Source organism: Phenylobacterium sp. VNQ135 (assembly GCF_049445735.1).
Lineage (GTDB): Bacteria > Pseudomonadota > Alphaproteobacteria > Caulobacterales > Caulobacteraceae > Phenylobacterium.
The window spans coordinates 460,981-480,335 of sequence record NZ_JBMSDS010000002.1 but is presented as its reverse complement, the minus strand read 5'-3'; the positions used below and the strand labels follow the sequence as shown (position 1 = coordinate 480,335).

Annotated in this window: 24 protein-coding genes and 1 tRNA gene; 14 read left to right on the top strand and 11 right to left on the bottom strand. The window is 69.4% G+C overall.

Translation table 11 applies throughout. The features are described 5' to 3' along the window. Positions 1-16: 16 nt before the first annotated feature. Positions 17-868: a glutathione-dependent disulfide-bond oxidoreductase gene (yghU, locus tag ACO2Q0_RS08200; RefSeq protein WP_423351004.1), complete on the top strand. Its 852-nt coding sequence runs from the start codon at positions 17-19 to the stop codon at positions 866-868. Between the two features lie 112 nt (positions 869-980). Here the strand turns inward: yghU and ACO2Q0_RS08195 are convergent. Both ACO2Q0_RS08195 and ACO2Q0_RS08190 read right to left on the bottom strand, forming a co-directional pair. After that, positions 981-1,055: transfer RNA gene (locus ACO2Q0_RS08195), tRNA-Gly, on the bottom strand. Between the two features lie 94 nt (positions 1,056-1,149). Next, positions 1,150-1,890 (bottom strand): DUF6065 family protein, encoded by a 741-nt coding sequence (locus ACO2Q0_RS08190; RefSeq protein WP_423351003.1) that lies wholly within the window; start codon positions 1,888-1,890, stop codon positions 1,150-1,152. A 60-nt stretch (positions 1,891-1,950) separates the two neighbouring features. Between ACO2Q0_RS08190 and ACO2Q0_RS08185 the strand changes: the two genes are divergently transcribed. The 4 genes from ACO2Q0_RS08185 (at position 1,951) to ACO2Q0_RS08170 (ending at position 4,341) form a co-directional block, all read left to right on the top strand. Further along, entirely contained in the window at positions 1,951-2,463 is a 513-nt protein-coding gene (locus ACO2Q0_RS08185) for a prolyl-tRNA synthetase associated domain-containing protein (protein WP_423351002.1), read from the top strand. Positions 2,464-2,547: 84 nt separating this feature from the next. Then, the gene (locus ACO2Q0_RS08180; RefSeq protein WP_423351001.1) at positions 2,548-3,453 is read left to right on the top strand and encodes a tetratricopeptide repeat protein; all 906 of its coding nucleotides are present in this window, start codon (positions 2,548-2,550) and stop codon (positions 3,451-3,453) included. Between the two features lie 15 nt (positions 3,454-3,468). After that, positions 3,469-4,128, top strand: coding sequence for an LON peptidase substrate-binding domain-containing protein (locus tag ACO2Q0_RS08175; RefSeq protein ID WP_423351000.1), 660 nt, complete (start codon positions 3,469-3,471; stop codon positions 4,126-4,128). Positions 4,129-4,137: 9 nt separating this feature from the next. Continuing rightward, positions 4,138-4,341 carry a Trm112 family protein gene (locus tag ACO2Q0_RS08170; RefSeq protein ID WP_423350999.1) on the top strand — a complete coding sequence of 68 codons (204 nt, stop codon included), beginning with the start codon at positions 4,138-4,140 and terminating at the stop codon, positions 4,339-4,341. Here ACO2Q0_RS08170 and ACO2Q0_RS08165 read toward each other — a convergent pair whose 3' ends face one another. Beyond that, a complete protein-coding gene (locus ACO2Q0_RS08165) occupies positions 4,342-5,601 on the bottom strand; it encodes a UbiH/UbiF/VisC/COQ6 family ubiquinone biosynthesis hydroxylase (RefSeq protein WP_423350998.1) in 1,260 nt (419 codons plus the stop codon). A gap of 165 nt (positions 5,602-5,766) precedes the next feature. Here ACO2Q0_RS08165 and ACO2Q0_RS08160 point away from each other — a divergent pair, with 165 nt between their 5' ends. From ACO2Q0_RS08160 to ACO2Q0_RS08150, 3 genes are read left to right on the top strand one after another with little or no spacing between them, the layout of a single operon-like run. Further along, entirely contained in the window at positions 5,767-6,873 is a 1,107-nt protein-coding gene (locus tag ACO2Q0_RS08160) for an HlyD family secretion protein (RefSeq protein WP_423350997.1), read from the top strand. 12 nt (positions 6,874-6,885) lie between these two features. Beyond that, positions 6,886-8,502: a DHA2 family efflux MFS transporter permease subunit gene (locus ACO2Q0_RS08155; RefSeq protein ID WP_423350996.1), complete on the top strand. Its 1,617-nt coding sequence runs from the start codon at positions 6,886-6,888 to the stop codon at positions 8,500-8,502. Beyond that, positions 8,502-9,113 carry a TetR/AcrR family transcriptional regulator gene (locus ACO2Q0_RS08150; protein ID WP_423350995.1) on the top strand — a complete coding sequence of 204 codons (612 nt, stop codon included), beginning with the start codon at positions 8,502-8,504 and terminating at the stop codon, positions 9,111-9,113. Before ACO2Q0_RS08155 ends, ACO2Q0_RS08150 begins: the two co-directional genes overlap by 1 nt. On the opposite strand, the gene ACO2Q0_RS08145 is transcribed toward ACO2Q0_RS08150, so the two are convergent. From ACO2Q0_RS08145 to ACO2Q0_RS08120, 6 genes are read right to left on the bottom strand one after another with little or no spacing between them, the layout of a single operon-like run. Further along, positions 9,110-9,931 carry an enoyl-ACP reductase FabI gene (locus tag ACO2Q0_RS08145; RefSeq protein WP_423350994.1) on the bottom strand — a complete coding sequence of 274 codons (822 nt, stop codon included), beginning with the start codon at positions 9,929-9,931 and terminating at the stop codon, positions 9,110-9,112. The two genes, ACO2Q0_RS08150 and ACO2Q0_RS08145, sit on opposite strands and share 4 nt — an antisense overlap. Before the next feature lie 59 nt (positions 9,932-9,990). Continuing rightward, positions 9,991-10,158, bottom strand: a complete 168-nt coding sequence (locus tag ACO2Q0_RS08140) for an oxidoreductase-like domain-containing protein (protein ID WP_423350993.1) — start codon at positions 10,156-10,158, stop codon at positions 9,991-9,993. After that, the gene (locus ACO2Q0_RS08135; protein ID WP_423350992.1) at positions 10,155-10,361 is read right to left on the bottom strand and encodes a hypothetical protein; all 207 of its coding nucleotides are present in this window, start codon (positions 10,359-10,361) and stop codon (positions 10,155-10,157) included. Before ACO2Q0_RS08135 ends, ACO2Q0_RS08140 begins: the two co-directional genes overlap by 4 nt. Continuing rightward, positions 10,361-11,572 carry a beta-ketoacyl-ACP synthase I gene (gene fabB / locus ACO2Q0_RS08130; RefSeq protein ID WP_423350991.1) on the bottom strand — a complete coding sequence of 404 codons (1,212 nt, stop codon included), beginning with the start codon at positions 11,570-11,572 and terminating at the stop codon, positions 10,361-10,363. The genes ACO2Q0_RS08135 and fabB overlap by 1 nt, the downstream gene beginning before the upstream one ends. A gap of 23 nt (positions 11,573-11,595) precedes the next feature. Next, positions 11,596-12,111, bottom strand: a complete 516-nt coding sequence (gene fabA, locus ACO2Q0_RS08125; RefSeq protein ID WP_423350990.1) for a 3-hydroxyacyl-[acyl-carrier-protein] dehydratase FabA — start codon at positions 12,109-12,111, stop codon at positions 11,596-11,598. 56 nt (positions 12,112-12,167) lie between these two features. Next, positions 12,168-12,695 (bottom strand): SH3 domain-containing protein, encoded by a 528-nt coding sequence (locus ACO2Q0_RS08120; protein WP_423350989.1) that lies wholly within the window; start codon positions 12,693-12,695, stop codon positions 12,168-12,170. 122 nt (positions 12,696-12,817) lie between these two features. Between ACO2Q0_RS08120 and ACO2Q0_RS08115 the strand changes: the two genes are divergently transcribed. Beyond that, complete coding sequence (locus ACO2Q0_RS08115) at positions 12,818-13,804, top strand: 2-hydroxyacid dehydrogenase (protein ID WP_423350988.1); 987 nt, start codon at positions 12,818-12,820, stop codon at positions 13,802-13,804. Here ACO2Q0_RS08115 and ACO2Q0_RS08110 read toward each other — a convergent pair. Further along, positions 13,801-14,541 carry a HesA/MoeB/ThiF family protein gene (locus ACO2Q0_RS08110; RefSeq protein WP_423350987.1) on the bottom strand — a complete coding sequence of 247 codons (741 nt, stop codon included), beginning with the start codon at positions 14,539-14,541 and terminating at the stop codon, positions 13,801-13,803. The genes ACO2Q0_RS08115 and ACO2Q0_RS08110 overlap by 4 nt on opposite strands. Before the next feature lie 53 nt (positions 14,542-14,594). Between ACO2Q0_RS08110 and hslV the strand changes: the two genes are divergently transcribed. The 4 genes from hslV to ACO2Q0_RS08090 are packed head-to-tail and all read left to right on the top strand — an operon-like array spanning position 14,595 to position 18,074. Further along, positions 14,595-15,146, top strand: coding sequence for an ATP-dependent protease subunit HslV (gene hslV / locus ACO2Q0_RS08105; RefSeq protein ID WP_423350986.1), 552 nt, complete (start codon positions 14,595-14,597; stop codon positions 15,144-15,146). Next, the gene (locus ACO2Q0_RS08100) at positions 15,133-15,990 is read left to right on the top strand and encodes a DUF4440 domain-containing protein (protein ID WP_423350985.1); all 858 of its coding nucleotides are present in this window, start codon (positions 15,133-15,135) and stop codon (positions 15,988-15,990) included. The genes hslV and ACO2Q0_RS08100 overlap by 14 nt, the downstream gene beginning before the upstream one ends. 14 nt (positions 15,991-16,004) lie before the next feature. Further along, positions 16,005-17,309, top strand: coding sequence for an ATP-dependent protease ATPase subunit HslU (gene hslU, locus ACO2Q0_RS08095; protein WP_423350984.1), 1,305 nt, complete (start codon positions 16,005-16,007; stop codon positions 17,307-17,309). 36 nt (positions 17,310-17,345) lie between these two features. Beyond that, positions 17,346-18,074, top strand: a complete 729-nt coding sequence (locus ACO2Q0_RS08090) for a M48 family metallopeptidase (protein ID WP_423350983.1) — start codon at positions 17,346-17,348, stop codon at positions 18,072-18,074. Here ACO2Q0_RS08090 and ACO2Q0_RS08085 read toward each other — a convergent pair. After that, positions 18,071-18,547 carry a DUF2244 domain-containing protein gene (locus ACO2Q0_RS08085; protein WP_423350982.1) on the bottom strand — a complete coding sequence of 159 codons (477 nt, stop codon included), beginning with the start codon at positions 18,545-18,547 and terminating at the stop codon, positions 18,071-18,073. The two genes, ACO2Q0_RS08090 and ACO2Q0_RS08085, sit on opposite strands and share 4 nt — an antisense overlap. An 80-nt stretch (positions 18,548-18,627) precedes the next feature. Here ACO2Q0_RS08085 and nth point away from each other — a divergent pair, with 80 nt between their 5' ends. Next, complete coding sequence (nth, locus tag ACO2Q0_RS08080; protein ID WP_423350981.1) at positions 18,628-19,302, top strand: endonuclease III; 675 nt, start codon at positions 18,628-18,630, stop codon at positions 19,300-19,302. Positions 19,303-19,355 lie beyond the last annotated feature (53 nt).

The following is a 19,355-nucleotide window of genomic DNA, read 5'->3' as shown; positions in this document are numbered from 1 at the left end:
ACCCGGAGACCCTGCCATGAGCGAGCCCGCCGACTACACGCCGCCCAAGATCTGGACCTGGAACAAGGAGAGCGGAGGCCAGTTCGCGAACATCAACCGGCCGATCGCCGGCGCGACCCACGAAAAGGCCCTGCCCGTCGGCCGCCACCCCCTGCAGCTCTATTCGTTGGGCACGCCCAACGGCATCAAGGTCACGGTGATGCTCGAGGAACTGCTCGCGCTCGGCCACGCCGACGCCGAGTACGACGCCTGGCTGATCAAGATCCGCGACGGCGAGCAGTTCGGCAGCGGCTTCGTCGAGATAAACCCGAACTCCAAGATCCCGGCCCTCGTCGACCGGCGAGGGCCCGCCCCCATCCGGGTGTTCGAGTCGGGGGCCATCCTCGTCCACCTCGCAGAGGCGTTCGACGCCTTCCTGCCCCGCGAGCCCGCGGCGCGGGCCGAGTGCCTGTCGTGGCTCTTCTGGCAGGTGGGCAGCGGACCGTACCTCGGCGGCGGCTTCGGCCACTTCTACGCCTATGCGCCGATCAAGATCGAATACGCCATCGACCGCTTCGCCATGGAGGTGAAGCGCCAGCTGGACGTGCTCGACCGGCGCCTCGCCGAGAGCGAATACCTGGCGGGGCCCGACTACACTGTGGCCGACATGGCCGTCTGGCCCTGGTACGGCGCCATGGCCAAGGGCCAGCTTTACGAGGGTGGCGAGTTCCTGCAGGTCCAAGAGTACCGCAACGTGCTGCGGTGGGCTGACCAGATCGCCAAGCGTCCCGCGGTCAGGCGCGGGCGCATCGTCAACCGCCTCCTGGGCGAGCATCAGCTGGCCGAGCGGCACGACGCGGCGGACATCGACGAGGTGCTGAACGCCTGACCAACGCCCGTCGCGCGACGAGACCTGCTTCCGCGCCCGCTCAGCCGAGCTCGTGGAAGCAGAACGCCGCCCCGAAGGGCGGCGCTATGTCGCTGAATTTCCCGAGAGAAAATGGAGCGGGCGAGGCGATTCGAACGCCCGACCCCAACCTTGGCAAGGTTGTGCTCTACCCCTGAGCTACGCCCGCGCTCCGCGGAGGTCGGTGACCGGCCTCCAATTGCGAGGCGGGCCTTATGGCAGAGGGCATTTCGCTTGGCAAGCGCCCGAAAACGGGAAATTTCTCAGCCGAATTTCGGGCTCTTCAGCCGGCGCTTGTTGACGTGGCCCTGCGGCGCGGGCGCGACCTCTTCCGGGAACTCGCCCTTGAAGTAGTACCGCTGCCAAGCCTCCTTGGTGGCCTCCGGGTCGCCGCGGAAGATCCGCTGGTTGAACTCCGAGCGGTGCTTTTCCCAGACGTCGTACTGGTGGCGCAGCTCGGGATTGGAATCCATCCGCCGGATCACCGGCTGGATCTCGTGCAGCGGGTGGTCCTGGATCAGGGTGATGAAGCAGAAGGGCTCGCCCTTCTCGAACCGGACCTTGCCGGGGCGGGTGAAGATCCAGTTCATCGTGAAGGGGAACGGCAGCCAGTCCGTCTCCACCACGCCGGCCAGGGGCTGGATGCCGTCCTTGATGTGGTTGGGCGGACCCATGACCATCATCGACCAGCCGGGCGGCGTCCGGAACAGATAGCCGGAATGGAAGGTCAGCACGCCGTGGCTGAAGTGGCTGGAGGCCAGGGTGTGGAAATCCGGGTGCGGGTGGTCCGGGGTCAGCCGGATGTCCTGCTGATGGATGCCGCCCGTCCACTCCGCCGTGAAGCTCACCGGCGAAAGCAGCTCCCAGCCGGAGGTGTTGGCCATCGACAGCGGCAGGCAGCGATAGGGATGCCGGTCGGCGAAGCGGTCCATCCAGCCGCGGTTGGGACGGCCCGCCACCAGCTCGGGCGGGTTGCGGGAGGTGGGGTAGCACTCGAGTTCCATGGGGAGAGACCCTTAAAGCCCCCCTCGCCTTCCCGTCCAGTTCGGCTATGTCAGCGATGGATGATGACCCGCGACGACCTGCTCGCCTTCTTCGCCGACATCGGCGTGGAGCACACGACCCACGACCACCCGGCCGTCTTCCGCGTCGAGGAAGGCGAGGATATCAAGGCCCGCATCCCCGGCGCCCACACCAAGAACCTGTTCCTGAAGGACGCGAAGGACCAGCTCTGGCTGATCTCGGCCGAGGGCCACGCCGTCATCGACCTGAAGCGGCTGCACCACGTGATCGGCTCCGGCCGGCTGTCGTTCGGCAACGCGGCGCTGATGGAGGAGACCCTTGGCGTGGCGCCGGGATCGGTCACCGCCTTCGGCCTGGTCAACGACAAGGCCCGGCGCGTTCGCTTCGTCCTGGATCGCACCCTGGCCGAGGCGGATCAGGTGAACTTCCATCCGCTGACCAATACGGCGACCACCACCGTCACCCGGGAGGGGTTCGCGCGTTTCCTCTCGGCGATCGGCGTCGAGCCGATGGTGGTGGACTTCGAGGCCATGGCCGTGGTGGAGAAGGCCTGAGGCGGCGTTGAAGCCGCGCCGTGCTGCGACCATCTTTACCGCAGAACGTTCCTACAGATGCAGTCAGACGAGGGAATTCGGGCGATGACCCTGATTGGGGAAACCTCCGGCGCCGCGGCGCCGCCGAAGGCCGACATCATCAAGGACGGAACGGACGCGAGCTTCGTCGCCGACGTGATCGAGGCGTCGAAGACGACGCCGGTCATCGTCGACTTCTGGGCGACATGGTGCGGCCCCTGCCGCCAGCTCGGTCCGGCGCTGGAGAAGGCGGTCACCGCCGCCAAGGGCGCGGTGAAGCTGGTGAAGATCGACATCGACAAGAACCCGGCCTTCGCGGGTCAGCTGCGCGTGCAGTCGATCCCCGCCGTCTTCGCCTTCGTCGACGGGCGTCCGGTGGACGGTTTCATGGGCGCCCTGCCCGACAGCCAGGTGAAGCAGTTCGTCGACCGCCTGGCCAAGCAGGGTGGCGGCTCGCCGATCGACCAGCTGCTGGACATGGCCAAGGAGTCGCTGGAGCTGGGCGACTTGGGCGGCGCGGCCCAGGCCTATGCCCAGATCCTGCAGGCCGAGCCGCAGAACGTGAAGGCGCTGGGCGGACTGGCCCGGCTCTACCAGCAGGCGGGCGACCTGGAGCGGGCGCGCGAGGTCCTGGCCATGGCCCCGGAGGGCGCGAGCGATCCCGATCTCGACGGCGTGCGCGCGGCGCTCGCCCTGGCCGAGGACGCGCCGTCCGAGACCTCCGAGTTCGAACAGCGGCTGGCCGCCGATCCCGACGACCACGAGGCGCGCTACGAGTTCGCCAAGGCGCTCGCGGGCCAAGGCCGCATGGACGAGGCCGTCGACGAGCTGATCGAGATCGTCCGCCGCGACCGGGCCTGGAACGACGAGGCCGCGCGCAAGCAGCTGCTCACCATCTTCGAGGCGGCCGGGCCGATGTCCGAGGTCGCCAAGCAGGGCCGGCGCAAGCTCTCCGCGCTCCTGTTCAGCTAGATGGCGGGGCCGCCGATGGCGCCTTACCGCAAGCTCTCGGACCTGCCGCAGGTCATTCCCGTCTTCCCGCTGGACGGGGCCCTTCTGCTGCCGGGCGGCGACCTGCCGCTGCAGATCTTCGAGCCGCGCTACCTCAACATGGTCGACGACGCGATGGCCGGCGACCGTGTGATCGGGATGATCCAGACCAAGCCGGGCGGCGACCGGACGCGCCCGATCCTGGCCAACGTCGGCTGCATGGGCCGGATCACCAGCTACGCCGAGACCTCGGACGGACGCTACCTGATCACCCTCACCGGCGTCTGCCGCTTCGAGGCGGGCGAGGAGCTGATCCTGCGAACGCCCTATCGGCAGCTGCGGGCCAAGTACGACCGCTTCGAAGCCGATCTCAGCCGCGACGAGGAACACCAGGCGCCGACCGAGGCGCGCAACCGCTTCGCGGCGGCCCTCAAGCGCTATCTCAACCGCCGCGAACTGGACATCGACTGGGAGACCGCCAGCACCGCCCCGCTGGAGGCGCTGGTCAACAGCCTGTGCATGGGCCTGCCCTTCGAGCCGGCCGAGAAGCAGGCGCTCGTGGAGGCGCCGGACCTGACGGCCCGGTTCGACACCCTCACCGCGCTGCTGGAGATCGACGCCAGCGAGCCGGATGACGACGCCCAGCCTCTGCAGTAGAGGGAAGCCATGGAAGAGCTGCCCGCCCTGGACGTGGACGTCGATCCCCGTCTGCTGGAGATCCTGGTCTGCCCCGTCACGCGGGGCCCGCTGGAGTACGACCGAGAGAAGGCCGAGCTGATCAGCCGCCAGGCCAGGCTGGCCTACCCGATCCGGGACGGCGTGCCGATCATGCTGCCCGAAGAAGCCCGCGACCTGGGCGAGGGCGAATAGCTACAGCGCCTCGCCGCGCAGCAGCCGCGGCAGGTCGCCCACCGCGCCCCCGGCCTCGTGCATGAAGAACCGGCGCGCGGGACCGATGCGGTTCACAGCGGCCATGCCGACGCCCCGGGCCATCCGGATCACCGGATTGTCGTTCGAGAACAGCCGTACGAACGCATCCATGCCGGCCGACAGGGTGACGGTGTCGAACCGGCGCCAGGCGGCGTACCGTTCCAGGACCACTTCGGAGCCGATGTCCTCCCCCAGGCGGGCGGCGTCCACCAGCACCTCGGCGAGCGCTGCAGCGCCCTTCAGGCCGAGGTTGAGGCCCTGGCCAGCGATCGGGTGCACGCCATGGGCGGCATCGCCGAGCAGGGCCACGCGTGGGCCGGCGAACCGCTCGGCGAGCTGCAGCGACAGCGGATAGGTGAAGACCGGCCCCTCGACCGTGATCCCGCCGAGGAACTCGCCGAAGCGGCGCTCCAGGTGCGCCTGGAAGATCTCGGACCGCGCGCTCTTCAGCGCCTGGCCTCGGGCGGTCGTCTCCGTCCAGACCAGGCTGGCTCGATTGTCGGTCAGCGGCAGGATGGCGAAGGGCCCGCCAGGCAGGAAGTATTCGTGGGCTACGCCCTCGTGCGGGCGTTCCAGCCGCACGGTGGCGACCACGCCGGTCTGGGCGTAGGGCCAGCCGATGACGCCGATTCCGGCGGCTTCACGCACCACCGATCCGCGGCCTTCGGCGCCCACCACGAGCGGGGCGGTGAGCACGCGGCCATCGGCGAGCGCGACCTCGGCCCTCCGGGGCGTGGATCGGCAGCTCGTCACCCTGGCGGGCGCCAGGACCTCGATGCCCTCCGCCTGCACGGCCGCCGCGAGCCCGGCACGGGTGCGTCGGTTCTCCAGGAGGTACCCCAGCGGCTCGCCCTCCGAACGCTCGGCGATCTCGTCGGAATCGAAGCGCAGGAAGAATGGGGTCTGGGCGCCCGTCGCCGCGCCCGGCGTGCGCCCGTCGGTGACCAGGATCTGTTCGATGCGCTGGGCGTGCGGGTCCAAGGCTTCGGCCAGACCGAGGGCGCGCCACTGGCGATAGGCCGCATAGGCGATCGCCGAGGCCCGACCGTCGAACGCGGGGGCGAGCTGGGCGTCGAACGCCACGGGATCCACGAGGATCGGCTTCAGCCCGCCCCGCTGCAGCGCGATGGCCAGGGTGGCGCCGGCCATGCCGGCCCCGGCGATGACGACGTCCGCGGAGAGTTCGGGAGATCCGCTCATGCGTGACCGTTACGCCAGCCGCGCCTCCGCCGCCAGCGCCCGCGCAGCATCGGCGTCAAAAGTGGACGAGCGCGTCCATTTTATCTTGAACGGCTGAGATAACGCGCCTATCTCGCCGAGGGGGTGGACCGAACAGTCCATTTTTGAGATTTCAGGGTTCGTTCAATGGCAGGGCTGCCGAGGAAGCGTCTGATTCCGATCATCGCCGGCGGCGCCGCAACCGTGGCCGTCGCGGCAGGCGGGGGACTCTGGTGGGTGGACCGTCAACGCTACGAGACCACCGACAACGCCTTCGTCCAGGCCGATACCGTGACCATCGCGCCGCTGGTGGATGGCTATGTCGCCGAGGTGCTCGTGAACGACAATGAGACCGTCCACCCGGGGCAGGTTCTCGTGCGCATCGACCCGGTCAGCATCAAGGCCCGTCTGGCGCAGGCCGAAGCCAATGCCCAGGCGCTGGAGGCCGGCGTCCGGCAGGTGGACGACAAGGTCCGTCTGGAGCAGGCGATGATCGCGCAGCGCGCCGCCGCCGTGGAATCGGCGCGCGCGGAGGCCGGGCTCGCCCGCTCCGAACTCAACCGCTATGGCCAGCTGGCCAGTCAGGGCTGGGTCTCGACGCAGCGCGCCCAGACCGCGCGGGCCGCCGAGCAGCAGGCCGCCGCCGCGGTCAGTCAGGCCGCCGCCGCGCTGGAAGCTGAACGCCGTAGCGCCGCTTCGCTGGGCTCCGCGCGCGCTCAGAGCGTGGCTCAGGCGGACGCGGCGCGTGCGGCGGTGGAGCAGGCCCGCATCGACCTGACCCGCACCGAGGTGCGTGCGCCCACCGCCGGCGTCGTCGGCGCCCGCAGCGTCAGGCCAGGACAGTACGTGCGCCCCGGCGTCGCCATGATGAGCGTCGTGCCGCTGAGCGACAGCTACGTCGTGGCGAACTTCAAGGAGACCCAGGTCGCACGGCTGCGGATCGGCCAGCCGGTCGAGATCCACGCCGACGCCTTCGGCGACGAGACCATCAAGGGCCGCGTCGTGTCGTTCGCGCCCGCCACGGGCGCAGAGTTCGCCCTGATCCCCGTCGAGAACGCCGTCGGCAACTTCACCAAGATCGCCCAGCGTCTGCCGGTCCGCATCGCCGTGGATCGCCAACAGCCGCTGGCCGGCGCGCTGCGCCCGGGCCTTTCGCTGAAGGTGAAGGTCGACGTCCGCGAGGACACCGGCCCGAGCTTTGCCGAAGCCGGCCAGACGCCGGCCCGCTACGCCCGTCAGGGCGCCGCCCAGTAGGCGCATCCGCCCATGAGCGACGCCGTCCTCGATCCCGAACGCCCGGCGCCCGCGGTCGCCACGGGCGCCGCGTCCGCCGCGGGCGGCGACGCCGTGAACTGGACGAAGGTGTTCCTGGGCTTCGGCGGCATGGTCATCGGCCAGTTCATGGCCATGCTCGACATCCAGATCGTGGCGAGTTCGCTCACCCAGATCCAGGCCGGCATTGGCGCCACCAGCGACGAGATCAGCTGGGTGCAGACCATCTACCTCCTGGCCGAGGTGGTGATCATGCCGCTCACCGCGTACCTGACGAAGATGTGGGGGACGCGCTCCTTCTACGTGGTCGCCTGCGTCGGCTTCCTGATCACCTCCGTCGCCGTCGGCCTCTCGTCGTCGGTCGGCATGATGATCTTCTTCCGCGCCCTGCAGGGCGTGTTCGCCGGCGCGATGATCCCGCCGATCTTCGCCACGGCCATGACGGTCTTCCCGCCCGAGCGGCGGATCACCGCCAACGTCATCGTCGGCCTGATCGTGACGCTGGCGCCCACCGTCGGCCCGACCCTCGGGGGTCACCTCACCGACATGCTGAGCTGGCGCTGGCTCTTCTTCATCAACGTGCCGGTCGGCGTGCTGGTGATCTTCCTGGTCTGGCGCTACGCCGACTTCGACCGCGGCGACCCCAGCCTGTCGAAGGGCATCGACTGGTGGGGTCTGGCCTTCATGACCGTCTTCCTGCTGTCGATGCAGTACGTGCTGGAAGAGGGAAACAGCGAAGGTTGGCTGGAGGACGACCTGATCCTCTGGCTGACTGTCACCGCCGTGCTCACCGGCGCGATCTTCATATGGCGTCAGCTCACCTACTGGCAGCCGATCGTCTCGCTGAAGCCCTTCCGGGACCGGAACTTCAGCCTGGGCATCGTGATGACCTTCATCTCGGGGGCCAGCCTGTTCGGCGGGACCTTCCTGCTGCCGATCTTCCTCGGCCAGATCCGCGGCTTCTCCTCGTCCGACGTCGGCAACACCATGCTGGTCTCGGGCCTGACGATGTTCCTCAGCGCGCCCCTGGCCGGCCGCATCGTCCGGATGGTGGACGCCCGCATCTCCATGGTCCTGGGCTTCGCGCTCTGCGCATGGGGCATACAGCAAGGCGTCCGGGTGACGCCCGACTGGGGATTCCATGAGTTCCTGGTGCTGCAGATCGTCCGCGGCGTCGGATCCATGATCGCCATGATCGCCGCCCAGCAGATGAGCGTCGCGTCCCTGCCCGTCACGATGATGAAGGACGCCTCGGGCCTGATTAACCTGATCCGGAACGTGGCCGGCGCCATCGGCCTCGCCCTGCTCTCGACCATCCTCAGCCACCAGGGCGCGGTGCACTACGCCGACATCGCCTCGGCCGCCTCTGTCGCCCACTTGACCACCGCCGGCCTGTACGAGGGCCTGACCCAGATGATGACCGAGAGCGGCATGGCCGATCCGGAGGGCGGCGCGCGGAAGGCCCTCAGCATGATGATGCACCGCGAGGCCTCGACCCTGGCCTTCGGCGACGCCTTCGCCGTGCTGGCGATGGGCTGCTGGCTCGCGGCGTTCCTGTCGTTCTTCGCCAAGGGCGGCAAGCCCGGCGCCGTCCAGGGCGGAGGCCACTGATGGCCAGGCTTACCGGCCAGATCGACGTCGCCAAGAGCGAGGCCATCCTGGACGCCGCTCTGGACGTCTTCGTCGAGCGGGGCATATCGGCGCCCATCGAGGAGATCGCCCGCCGCGCCGGCGTCTCGAAGCAGACGATCTACAACCACTACGGCTCCAAGGCCGAGCTGGTGCAGGCGCTGACCGCCCGCCGGGTCCACGAGATGGTCGCGCCTCTGGAGACCGCCGAGGGTGTCGCCGATCCCGAACAGGCGCTGACCGGCTTCGCCCGCGTCCTGCTTGACAAGCTGCTCAGCGAGCGGTCCCGCGGCTTCCTGCGGGTCGCGATGATGGGCGCCGTCGAGGCCCCGGAACTGGGTCAGGCCGTCTGGCAGGCGGGGCCGCGCAAGAGCCGGGTGCGTTTGGCCGAGTTCCTCGAGATGGAAACCCGGGCCGGGCGCGTCGACTGCCCCGACCCGATGGAGGCGGCCGAGTTCTTCGCCGGGATGGTGATCGGCTCGTACCAGACCGCCGCCCTGCTGGGCGTAGATCGGCCGCTGGACGAGGCGGCGGCGGAGCGCATCGCGTCCGAAGCCGCCCGCCGCTTCATGCGGGCCTACGCCAAAGCCTAGCCGGCGGCTTCCTCGTCGTCCGAGAAGCCCATGATGTGGAAGCCGGCGTCGACGTGGATGCACTCGCCGGTGGTCGACTTGCCGAGATCCGAGAGCAGCCACAGCGCACAACCGGCGACGCCCTCCATCGAGGTGTCCTCCTTCATCGCGCTGAGCGACCGGCCCTTGGCCAACATGCCACGGCCGCCGGAGATGCCGGCGAGCGACAGCGTCTTCATGGCGCCCGGCGAGACGGCGTTCACGCGGATGCCCTTGGGTCCCAGGTCGCGGGCGGCGTAGCGCACGGCCGCCTCCAGCGCCGCTTTGGCCACACCCATGGTGTTGTAGTTCGGGATGGCGCGCTCCGAGCCCATGTAGGTGAGCGTGATGATCGAGCCGCCGGCCTCCGGCATCATTCCCGCGGCGCGGCGGGCGCAGTCCACGAAGCTGAACGCCGAGATGTTCATCGCCCGCAGGAAACCCTCGCGCGTGGTGTTGTCCACGAAACTGCCCTTCAGCTCGTCCTTGTTGGCGAAGGCGATGGCGTGGACGAAGAAGTCGATCTCGCCGAAGGCGTCCTTCACCGTCTGGAAGGCGGCGTCCATGGCCGCGTCGTCGGTCACGTCGACCGGGGCGACCACCTTCACGCCGATCTCGTCGGCCAGAGGCTGCACGCGGCGCTCCATACCGGGCAGGTGCAGGAAGGCGATCTCGGCGCCCTGGGCGGCCAGCTGGCGGGCGATGCCCCAGGCGATCGACTGGTGGTTCGCCACGCCGGTGACGACGCCCTTCTTGCCCTTCATCAGGGTCCCGGTCGGCATCTGATAGTCGTCGGCCACGTCATTCTCCCTTTCGTGGTCGCAGTTTGCGCGGATTTAGGCCGCTTGGCCCCGGCGTGTCACGCCCGACGCAGATCGTCGGGATCGAGGCCGCGCTCGCGGATGCGGGCCTCCCAGCGCTCCAGCGCCCGCTCGTAGTAGTCGAAGATGCAAGGCTCGCAGCCGCGGCCGCAGCACTCCTCCGGCGCAGGCTCGCGCGGCGGCGACGGCAGGTCGGGCGGGATCAAGGCGTCTTGCGCGCTCGCTGGGCCTTCACCACGGCGAACAGCGTCACGCCCAGGGCGAGGCCCATCAGGAAGCCGCTGACGAGGCCGCCCGAGACGCCGAAAACCCGCTCGGGCATCTGCGACTGGTTGACGAGCCCCACCACCATCAGCATCAGTCCGACCACAGTGAGGGTCGAACTGGAGGTCGCGGTCTTCTTTTCCACTAGACCCTGGCCATCACCAGGCAGCCGTTGGTGCCGCCGAAGCCGAACGAATTGCTCATGACGGTTTCGAGCTGGCGGTCCTCGCGCTTGCGCACGATCGGCATGTCGGCGAAGGCGGGGTCGAGGTTGTCGATGTGCGCGCTCTCGGCCACAAAGCCGTTGTTGAGCATCAGGATCGAGTAGATCGCCTCCTGAGCGCCGGCGGCCCCCAGGCTGTGGCCGGTCAGCGACTTCGTGGACGAGATGAGCGGCGCGTCCTCTCCGAACACCGAACGGACAGCCTCCATCTCCTTCACGTCGCCCACGGGCGTGCCGGTGCCGTGCGGGTTCAGGTAGTCGATCTTGCGGCCGCCGATGGTCTGCATCGCGAGCTTCATGCAGCGCGCCGCGCCCTCGCCCGACGGCGCCACCATGTCGAAGCCGTCCGAGTTGGCCGCATAGCCCACGATCTCGCCGTAGATCTTCGCGCCGCGCGCCTTGGCCCGCTCGTACTCCTCCAGCACCAGCATGCCCGCGCCGCCCGCGATCACGAACCCGTCGCGGTCGGCATCATAGGCGCGGCTCGCCCGGGCCGGGGTATCGTTGAACTTCGAGCTCATGGCGCCCATGGCGTCGAACAGCACGCTGAGCGTCCAGTCCAGCTCCTCCGTGCCGCCGGCGAAGACCACGTCCTGCTTGCCCATGGCGATCTGCTCGTAGCCGACCCCGATGCAGTGGGTGGAGGTGGCGCAGGCCGAGCTGATCGAGAAATTGAGCCCACGGATCTTGAACCAGGTGGCGAGCGTGGCCGACGGGCCCGAGCTCATCGCCTTGGGCACGGCGAACGGGCCGACCCGCTTCGGGCCCTTGGTCCTGGCGATCTCGGCCGCTTCGACGATGGCGCGGGTCGACGGCCCGCCCGCGCCCACGATCAGGCCGGTCCGCTCGTGGCTGATCTCGGCCTCTTCCAGGCCGGAGTCGGCGATGGCCTGCTCCATGGCGATGTGGCCGAAGGCCGTGCCCTGGGCCAGGAACCGGGCGGCGCGGCGGTCCACCATCGCCTCCCAGTCGATCTGGGGCGGGGCGTGCACCTGGCAGCGGAAGCCGAGCTCCGCGTACTCCGGAGCGGCGGTCACGCCCGACTTCGCTTCGCGCAAGGAGGCCAGGACCTCGTTGGCGTTGTTGCCGATGGACGAGACGATGCCCATCCCGGTGACGACGACGCGGCGCATGCTTTCCTTCCGTGTCGCGGCTCTTAAGGCCGCTGATAGAGCCCGACCCTCAGGTCGGACGCCGTGTAGATAGGCTTTCCGTCGGCTTCCAGCACCCCGTCGCCAATGCCCATGACGAGGCGGCGGTTGATCACGCGCTTCATCTGGATCTTGTAGGTGACGAGCTTGACGTCGGGGGTGACCTCGCCGGCGAACTTCACCTCGCCGCAGCCGAGAGCCCGGCCGCGGCCCTTGCCGCCGATCCAGCCGAGGTAGAAGCCGACGAGCTGCCACAGCGCATCCAGGCCCAGGCTGCCGGGCATCACCGGATCGCCGAGGAAGTGGCAGTCGAAGAACCAGAGCGAGGGATTGATGTCGAATTCGGCCTCGATGTAGCCCAGGCCGTGCTCGCCGCCGTGGTCGTCGATGTGGGTCAGACGGTCGAACAGCAGCATCGGCGGAGCCGGGAGCTGGGCGTTGCCGGGGCCGAACATCTCGCCGCGCGCGCAGGCCAGGAGCTCTTCGAAGCTGTAGTGGTCCTTCGCCTTGACCGGGCTCATTTGATCATCCGTGTGCTTTACGAGGCGGCCCGCCGTATCAGAGCGGGCGGCAAGCCTCAACGACATTGCGGGGCTTCGGCGGTGCCCCAGAGGGCCCCTTCCCGCACCCAGCCGGACGCCCGGTCCGCCTTCACCCGGCACCAGCCCTTCTGACAACGCACGAGCGAGGCCATGGATCGCGGCGCCAGATAGGCCGTGGTTTCGGACCCCTGCCGAGGCTTGCTGTAGAGCGCCGCAGGCCGGCTCTGGAGGTTGATCACAGAGCGGCGGCCGTCGGTGACCCGCTTGTGCACCCAGGCCAGGCCGCCCTCCGGGTCGCAGACGCGACGCCACTCGGCCGTTTCGGCCACCACCTGCACCGGTAGCCCCTTGGTGCGATAGATCCACAGCAGGCGATGGTCGTCGCCGGGACCCGCCCGAGCGTTCACCTTGCCGAATTTCAGGCTCACGTAGCGCGGCACGGGCAACCCTGACGGCGTCGGGCGATCCGCGGCGTACGCCGGCGCGACGCCCGCGAACGCGACGAACAGACCCAGCGCCAGACCCGCCGCCAACTTCGGCGCCGCTACGCCAGAATCCTTCACGCCGTTCGCCTCGCCTTGGCCGTCGCTGACCCCTTTGCTAAGGGTCTCGCAAGATCGCGTCGCGAAGCACCCGCGACGCATGGAACGTCCCCTTTTCAGGTCGCACCCCGCTTTTTGCAAGAATGGCCCCCCGCAAGCCGAAAGTCATCGTCACGCGCAAGCTTCCGGACTCGGTGGAGACCCGGATGCGGGAGCTGTTCGACACCGAGCTGAACGTGACCGATCAGCCGATGAGCCGCGAGGCGCTGATCGACGCAGTCGGCCGCGCCGACGTGCTGGCGCCCACCATCACCGACAAGATCGACGCCGAGCTGCTGGCCCACGCGGGCGAGCGCCTGAAGCTGATCGCCAACTTCGGGGCCGGCGTCGACCACATCGACGTCGCCGCGGCCATCGAGCGCGGCCTGACGGTGACGAACACGCCGGGCGTGCTGACCGAGGACACCGCCGACCTCACCATGGCCCTGATGATGACGGTCTCGCGTCGCATCGTGGAGGGGGCCAACGTGGTCCAGGCCGGGAACTTCAGGGGCTGGGCGCCGACCTGGATGCTGGGCCGGCGCGTCACCGGCAAGCGGCTGGGCATCATCGGCCTCGGCCGCATCGGCTCGGCCGTGGCCCGGCGGGCCAAGGCTTTCGGCCTGCAGATCCACTACCACAACCGCAAGCGCGTCAGCCCGCGCATCGAGGAGGAGCTGGGCGCCACCTACTGGGACAGCCTGGACCAGATGCTGGCGCGGATGGACATCGTCAGCGTGCATTCGCCGCACACGCCGGCGACCTACCACCTGCTCTCGGCCCGGCGCCTCAAGCTGCTGCAGCCGCACGCCATCATCATCAACACCGCCCGGGGCGAGATCATCGACGAAGACGCCCTGGCCGAGCTGCTGAAGGGCGGCAAGATCGCCGGCGTAGGCCTCGACGTCTTCGAGCACGAGCCGACGGTGAACCCCAAGCTGCTGAACCTGCCCAACGCCGTGCTGCTGCCGCACCTGGGCTCGGCCACGGTCGAGGCGCGCGTCGACATGGGCGAGAAGGTGATCATCAACATCAAGACCTGGATGGACGGCCACCGCCCGCCAGACCGCGTCCTGCCTCAGATGCTCTAGGCCGAGCCGCACACGGGACATTCCGGGTCGCCGGCCACCTTCACCGTGCGCGTCTCGGCGGCGAGCGCGTCGTAGATCATCAGCCGGCCGGCCAGCGAATCGCCTGCGCCGGTGATCAGCTTCACCGCCTCGAGCGCCATCATGGAGCCGATCACGCCGGCCAGGGCGCCCACGACGCCCACGGCCACGCAGGTCTCCGCGTCGGGCGGGATCTCGGGCACGAGGCAGCGGTAGCAGGGCTGGCGGCCGAACACGCCCACCTGCCCGGTCCAGCGGCCAATGGCGCCTGAAACCAGCGTCTTCCCGTGGCGCACGCACGCCTCGTTCACGGCGAAGCGCACGGCGAAGTCGTCGGTGCCGTCCAGCACCAGGTCGACGCCCTCCACCATCTCGTCGGCGTTCGCGGGTTCGAAGGCGCCGCGGTAGCCTGCGACAAACACGTGCGGGTTCAGTGCGTGCAGCCGGTCGGCGGCCGCGTCCACCTTGGGGCGACCGAGGTCATCCTCGGCGTAGATCACCTGCCGCTGAAGGTTGGAGCGGTCGACCTCGTCGGGATCGGCCAGGATGATCGTCCCCACGCCCGCGGCGGCGAGGTAGAGCGCCGCCGGCGCCCCCAGGCCGCCGGCCCCCACGATCAGGACGCTGGCCGCCTTCAGCTTCTGCTGGCCGGGACCGCCCACCTCGCGCAGCACCAGATGCCGGGCGTAGCGTTCGATCTCCTCGTCGGTGAAAGTCATGACTTCGTCCCGTCTCGCTTGACCTTGCGAGCCGCGCTGCTCACATCGCGCCGATGTCGAATAGCGCAGCCTTCCCCGATTGGCACGGCACCACCATCCTGGCCGTGCGCAAGAACGGAAAGACGGTCGTGGCCGGCGATGGGCAGGTGTCCATGGGCCAGACCGTCGTCAAGGGAACCGCCAAGAAGGTCCGCAGGCTCGCCGGCGGGCGGGTCATCGCGGGCTTCGCCGGATCCACCGCCGACGCCTTCACGCTGATCGAGCGGCTCGAGGCCAAGCTGGAGCAGTATCCGGAGCAGCTCGCCCGGGCGTGCGTGGACCTGGCTAAGGACTGGCGGACCGATCGCTACCTGCGCCGGCTGGAGGCGATGCTGATCGTCGCCAACAGCGAGAGCATCTTCACCGTCACGGGCGTGGGCGACGTGCTGGAGCCGGAGCATGGCGTCGCCGCCATCGGCTCGGGCGGCAACTTCGCGCTCGCCGCGGCCCGGGCGCTGGCGGAGGTCGACGGGCTCGACGCCGAGCAGGTGGCTCGCAAGGCCATGGCGATCGCCGCCGAGATCTGCGTCTACACCAACGGGGAGCTGACGGTTGAAGTGCTTTAGCGTGGCGGCTGCGGCGGCCGCGCTGCTGACGACGCCGGTGACGGCGAAGGCCGTCGACCCCGCCCCGGTGGTCGCCGCCGAGCGCGCCTTCGCGGCTGACGGCCTGGAACTCGGCATCCAGGGCAGTTTCTACAAGCACTCGGCCCCGAACGGCATCGTCTTCTCGCCGGAGCCGCAGCTCGCCAAGGCCGTGTACGAGAAGCCGCAGCCCAAGGGCCCGCCGCTGGTCTGGTGGCCGCTCTGGGCCGGCATCGCGCGCTCGGGCGACCTGGGCTTCACCACCGGCCCTTACACCTTCGACGGCCAGCCGCGCGCCTGGTACTTCACGGTTTGGGCCAAGCAGCCGGACGGCTCGTGGAAGTGGCTGTTCGACGGCGGGCCGCCGAGCAGCACGGAGGGCGCCGCGCCCAAGGACTCGCCGGTAGCCTATGCGAAGCTGTCGGAGCGCCGCGCCGGCTCCCCGACGAAGGCCATGACCGAGGTGACTGCCGCCGAAAAGGCGCTGCACGCCAAGGCGCAGACCGACGTGAAGGCCGCCTTCCTTGCGGTGGTTGCCGACGACGGCCGCATCACCGGCTCCAGGGCCAAGCCGCCGACCAGCCGCGCCGAACTGGAAGCCGAGCTGGCCACGCGCGCCGCCTCCATCGCCTACGCCCCGCTCGGCGGCAGCGCCTCGTCGGGCGGCGACCTCGCCTGGACCTATGGCGCGGCGCGCTGGACCAAGGACGGCGCGGAGCGGCGCGGCCACTACGTGCGCATCTGGCGGAACGACAAGGCGGGCTGGCGCGTGCTGTTCGACGAGCTGCTGGAAAGCCCGCCGCCTCCCGCAAAGGCGAATTCGTGACTATCTAGTCGCCGATGACCGAATTCTCTCCGCGCGAGATCGTATCCGAGCTCGACCGTTTCATCGTTGGCCACCCGGAGGCGAAGCGAGCCGTCGCCGTGGCGCTCCGCAACCGCTGGCGCCGCCGACGCGTGCCCGACGACCTCCGGGACGAGGTCACGCCGAAGAATATCCTGATGATCGGCCCGACCGGCGTCGGGAAGACCGAGATCGCCCGGCGCCTCGCCAAGCTCGCTCAGGCGCCGTTCCTGAAGGTCGAAGCGACCAAGTTCACCGAAGTCGGCTACGTCGGCCGCGACGTGGACCAGATCGTCCGCGACCTGGTGGAGAGCGCCATCGGCATGGTCCGCGAGAAGCGCCGCTCCGGCGTCCGCGCCCGGGCCGAGGCCGCCGCCGAGGAGCGGATCCTGGATGCGCTCACCGGCCCCGGCTCGACCGCCGCCCGCGAGGCCTTCCGCAAGAAGCTTCGCGCCGGCGAGCTGGAGGACAAGGAGGTCGAGCTGCAGCTTGCCGACACCTCCTCTCCGTTCGGCGCGATGGACATCCCCGGCCAGCCCGGCGCCTCGATGGGCGTGCTGAACCTGGGCGACATGTTCGGCAAGGCCTTCGGCGGGCGCACCAAGACCCACAAGACCACCGTCTCCGGCGCCTGGGCTCCGCTGATCGCCGAGGAAAGCGACAAGCTGGTGGACCAGGAAGCGCTCACCCAGGAAGCGCTCGAGCTGGCCGAGAACCAGGGCATCGTCTTCCTCGACGAGATCGACAAGGTGGCCAGCCGCTCCGACCGCGCGGGCGCCGACGTCAGCCGCGAGGGCGTGCAGCGCGACCTGCTGCCGCTGATCGAGGGGACCACCGTCTCGACCAAGCATGGACCGGTGAAGACCGACCACATCCTGTTCATCGCCTCGGGCGCCTTCCACGTGGCCAAGCCCTCGGACCTGCTGCCCGAGCTTCAGGGCCGGCTGCCGATCCGCGTGGAGCTGAAGGCGCTCACCCGCGAGGACTTCCGCCGCATCCTGACCGAGCCGGAAGCCAATCTGATCCGCCAGCACCAGGCCCTGCTCGCCACCGAAGGTGTGACCCTGACCTTCACCGAGGACGCCATCGACGCCCTGGCCGACGCCGCCGTGGCGGTGAACGGCGCGGTGGAGAACATCGGCGCCCGACGGCTGCAGACGGTGCTGGAGAAGGTGCTGGAGGAGATCAGCTTCTCGGCCGCCGACCGCACGGGCGAGACCGTCACGGTCGACGCCGCCTATGTGCAGGGCCGCATCGGCGAGCTGGCCGGCAACGCCGACCTCTCGAAATACATTCTCTGACCCATGTGCGGCGTCTGCTTCTCACGGCGAGGCCTTATGGCGGGGCTCGGCGCCCTGTCGCTCGCCGCCTGCAGCGAGAACAGCGCCACCGGCCGCAACCAGCTGGTCTTCGTCGATGACGCCCAGCTGGCTCAGCTGGCGGACAATGCATGGTCGGAAGTCGTCGCCCAGGCGCCGCCGGTGCGCGATCCCGCCGCCCATGCGCGGCTGAGCCGCATCGGCGCGGCGATCGCCAAGGCGTCCGGCAGGACGCTCGACTGGGAGTTCGCCGTCCTCGACTCCGATGAGTTCAACGCCTTCGTCCTGCCGAACGGCAAGGTGGGCTTCTTCCGAGGCCTCTTCGAGTTCGCGGGCTCGGACGGCGAGATCGGCTCGGTGCTGGGTCACGAGGTCGGGCACGTCGTCGCCCGCCACGCGGCCGAACGTGTCAGCCAGGAGCTGGCGGTGAACGCCGGCATCTCGATCGCCCAGATGGTGCTCTCGGGCGAGAACGGCGAAGGGGCGGCGGAGATCGGAGCCGCCCTGGGGCTCGGCGCGACGTTCGGCGTGATCCTGCCCTATTCGCGCAAGCACGAGCTGGAGGCCGACCGGGTCGGGGTCGATCTCATGCGGCGGGCCGGCATGGATCCGGCCGCGGCCGTGCGGTTCTGGGAGCGGATGTCCACGCGCGCCGGAGGCCAGGCCCAGCCGCCGGAAGTGATCTCCACCCATCCGGCCGACACGCGTCGCCTCGAGGAACTTCGCAGGGCCGTGGCCGAGGCCTAGCCGCCCCGCCTGGCCCGCCAGATCGCGTCTTCCAGGGCGCGGGCGAACTCGGCGCGTTCACGGGGGCTGAGCGCGACGGCCACCGGCGTCTCCCGGCCCGACAGCGCCAGCCTGAGCGCCACCACCTGCCCGTCTTCGGCGTCCCGTTCGACGTTCACCCGGGTGAAGGCCGTGGGGCTTTCCCAGACGATCCGGCTCCACTTCGGCGTCTCGTAGGTGACGACCACCTGGTGCGGCGAGACCTGCACCCGCTCGACGTTGCGCGCCTGCCGGTAGCTGATCAGGAAGGCGACGATCACCGCCGCCAGGTCGATCCCGAGGAAGATCGGCACCCAATGGGCGCCCATGGCGACGAACACCGCCGCCGAGGCGACGTTGGCCAAGGTGATGATGCTGATCAGGACGACGAACCCCCGCTCGGACAGAGACCGGTTCGGGGTGATCACCGCATCCATGTAGAGGGCCGAGATCATCGGGGGCGATGATAGTTCGAGGTCCGCATGCGCCCAAGGGGCCACTTGGCGAACGCCTGCGGCGCAGGCCATCTAGCGCCATGGCCCGCCCCGCGACGCGCAAACCCCTGAAGCCTGCCGAGAAAGCGCGCATCCAGGAGCTGTTCTCCCGGTTCGAGAGCCTCGAGAGCGATCCGCGGACCGAGCTGGCCTACGACAGTCCCTACACCCTGGTTGTCGCCGTGGCGCTGTCGGCCCAGGCCACCGACGTCTCGGTCAACAAGGCCACGGCGAAGCTGTTCGAGGTCGCCGACACCCCGCAGAAGATGCTCGTCCTGGGCGAAGAGGGGCTGAAGCCCTTCATCTCGTCCATCGGCCTCTTCAACACCAAGGCCAAGAACGTCATCCGCATGGCGCAGATCCTCGTCGACGACTACGGCGGCGAGGTGCCGCTGGAGCGCGAGAAGCTGCAGGCCCTGCCGGGCGTCGGACGCAAGACGGCCTCGGTGGTGCTGAACGAACTGCGGGTCGAACCCGCCATCGCCGTCGACACCCACGTCTTCCGGGTCTCGCACCGGCTGGCGCTATCGCAGGGTAAGACGCCTGACGCCGTCGAGGCCGACCTGATGGCCATCGTGCCCGAGCCCTACCTGACGCGCGCCCACCACTGGCTGATCCTGCACGGCCGCTACACCTGCGTCGCGCGCCGCCCGAAGTGCGAAGAGTGCCCCGTGGCCGACCTCTGCCCGTCGCGGCATCTGTTCATCCGCACCTAGCCCGGGGCGGCCTTTCGCTGTAATCGGCCCCCACGCGCTCGCCGGGGAAGATT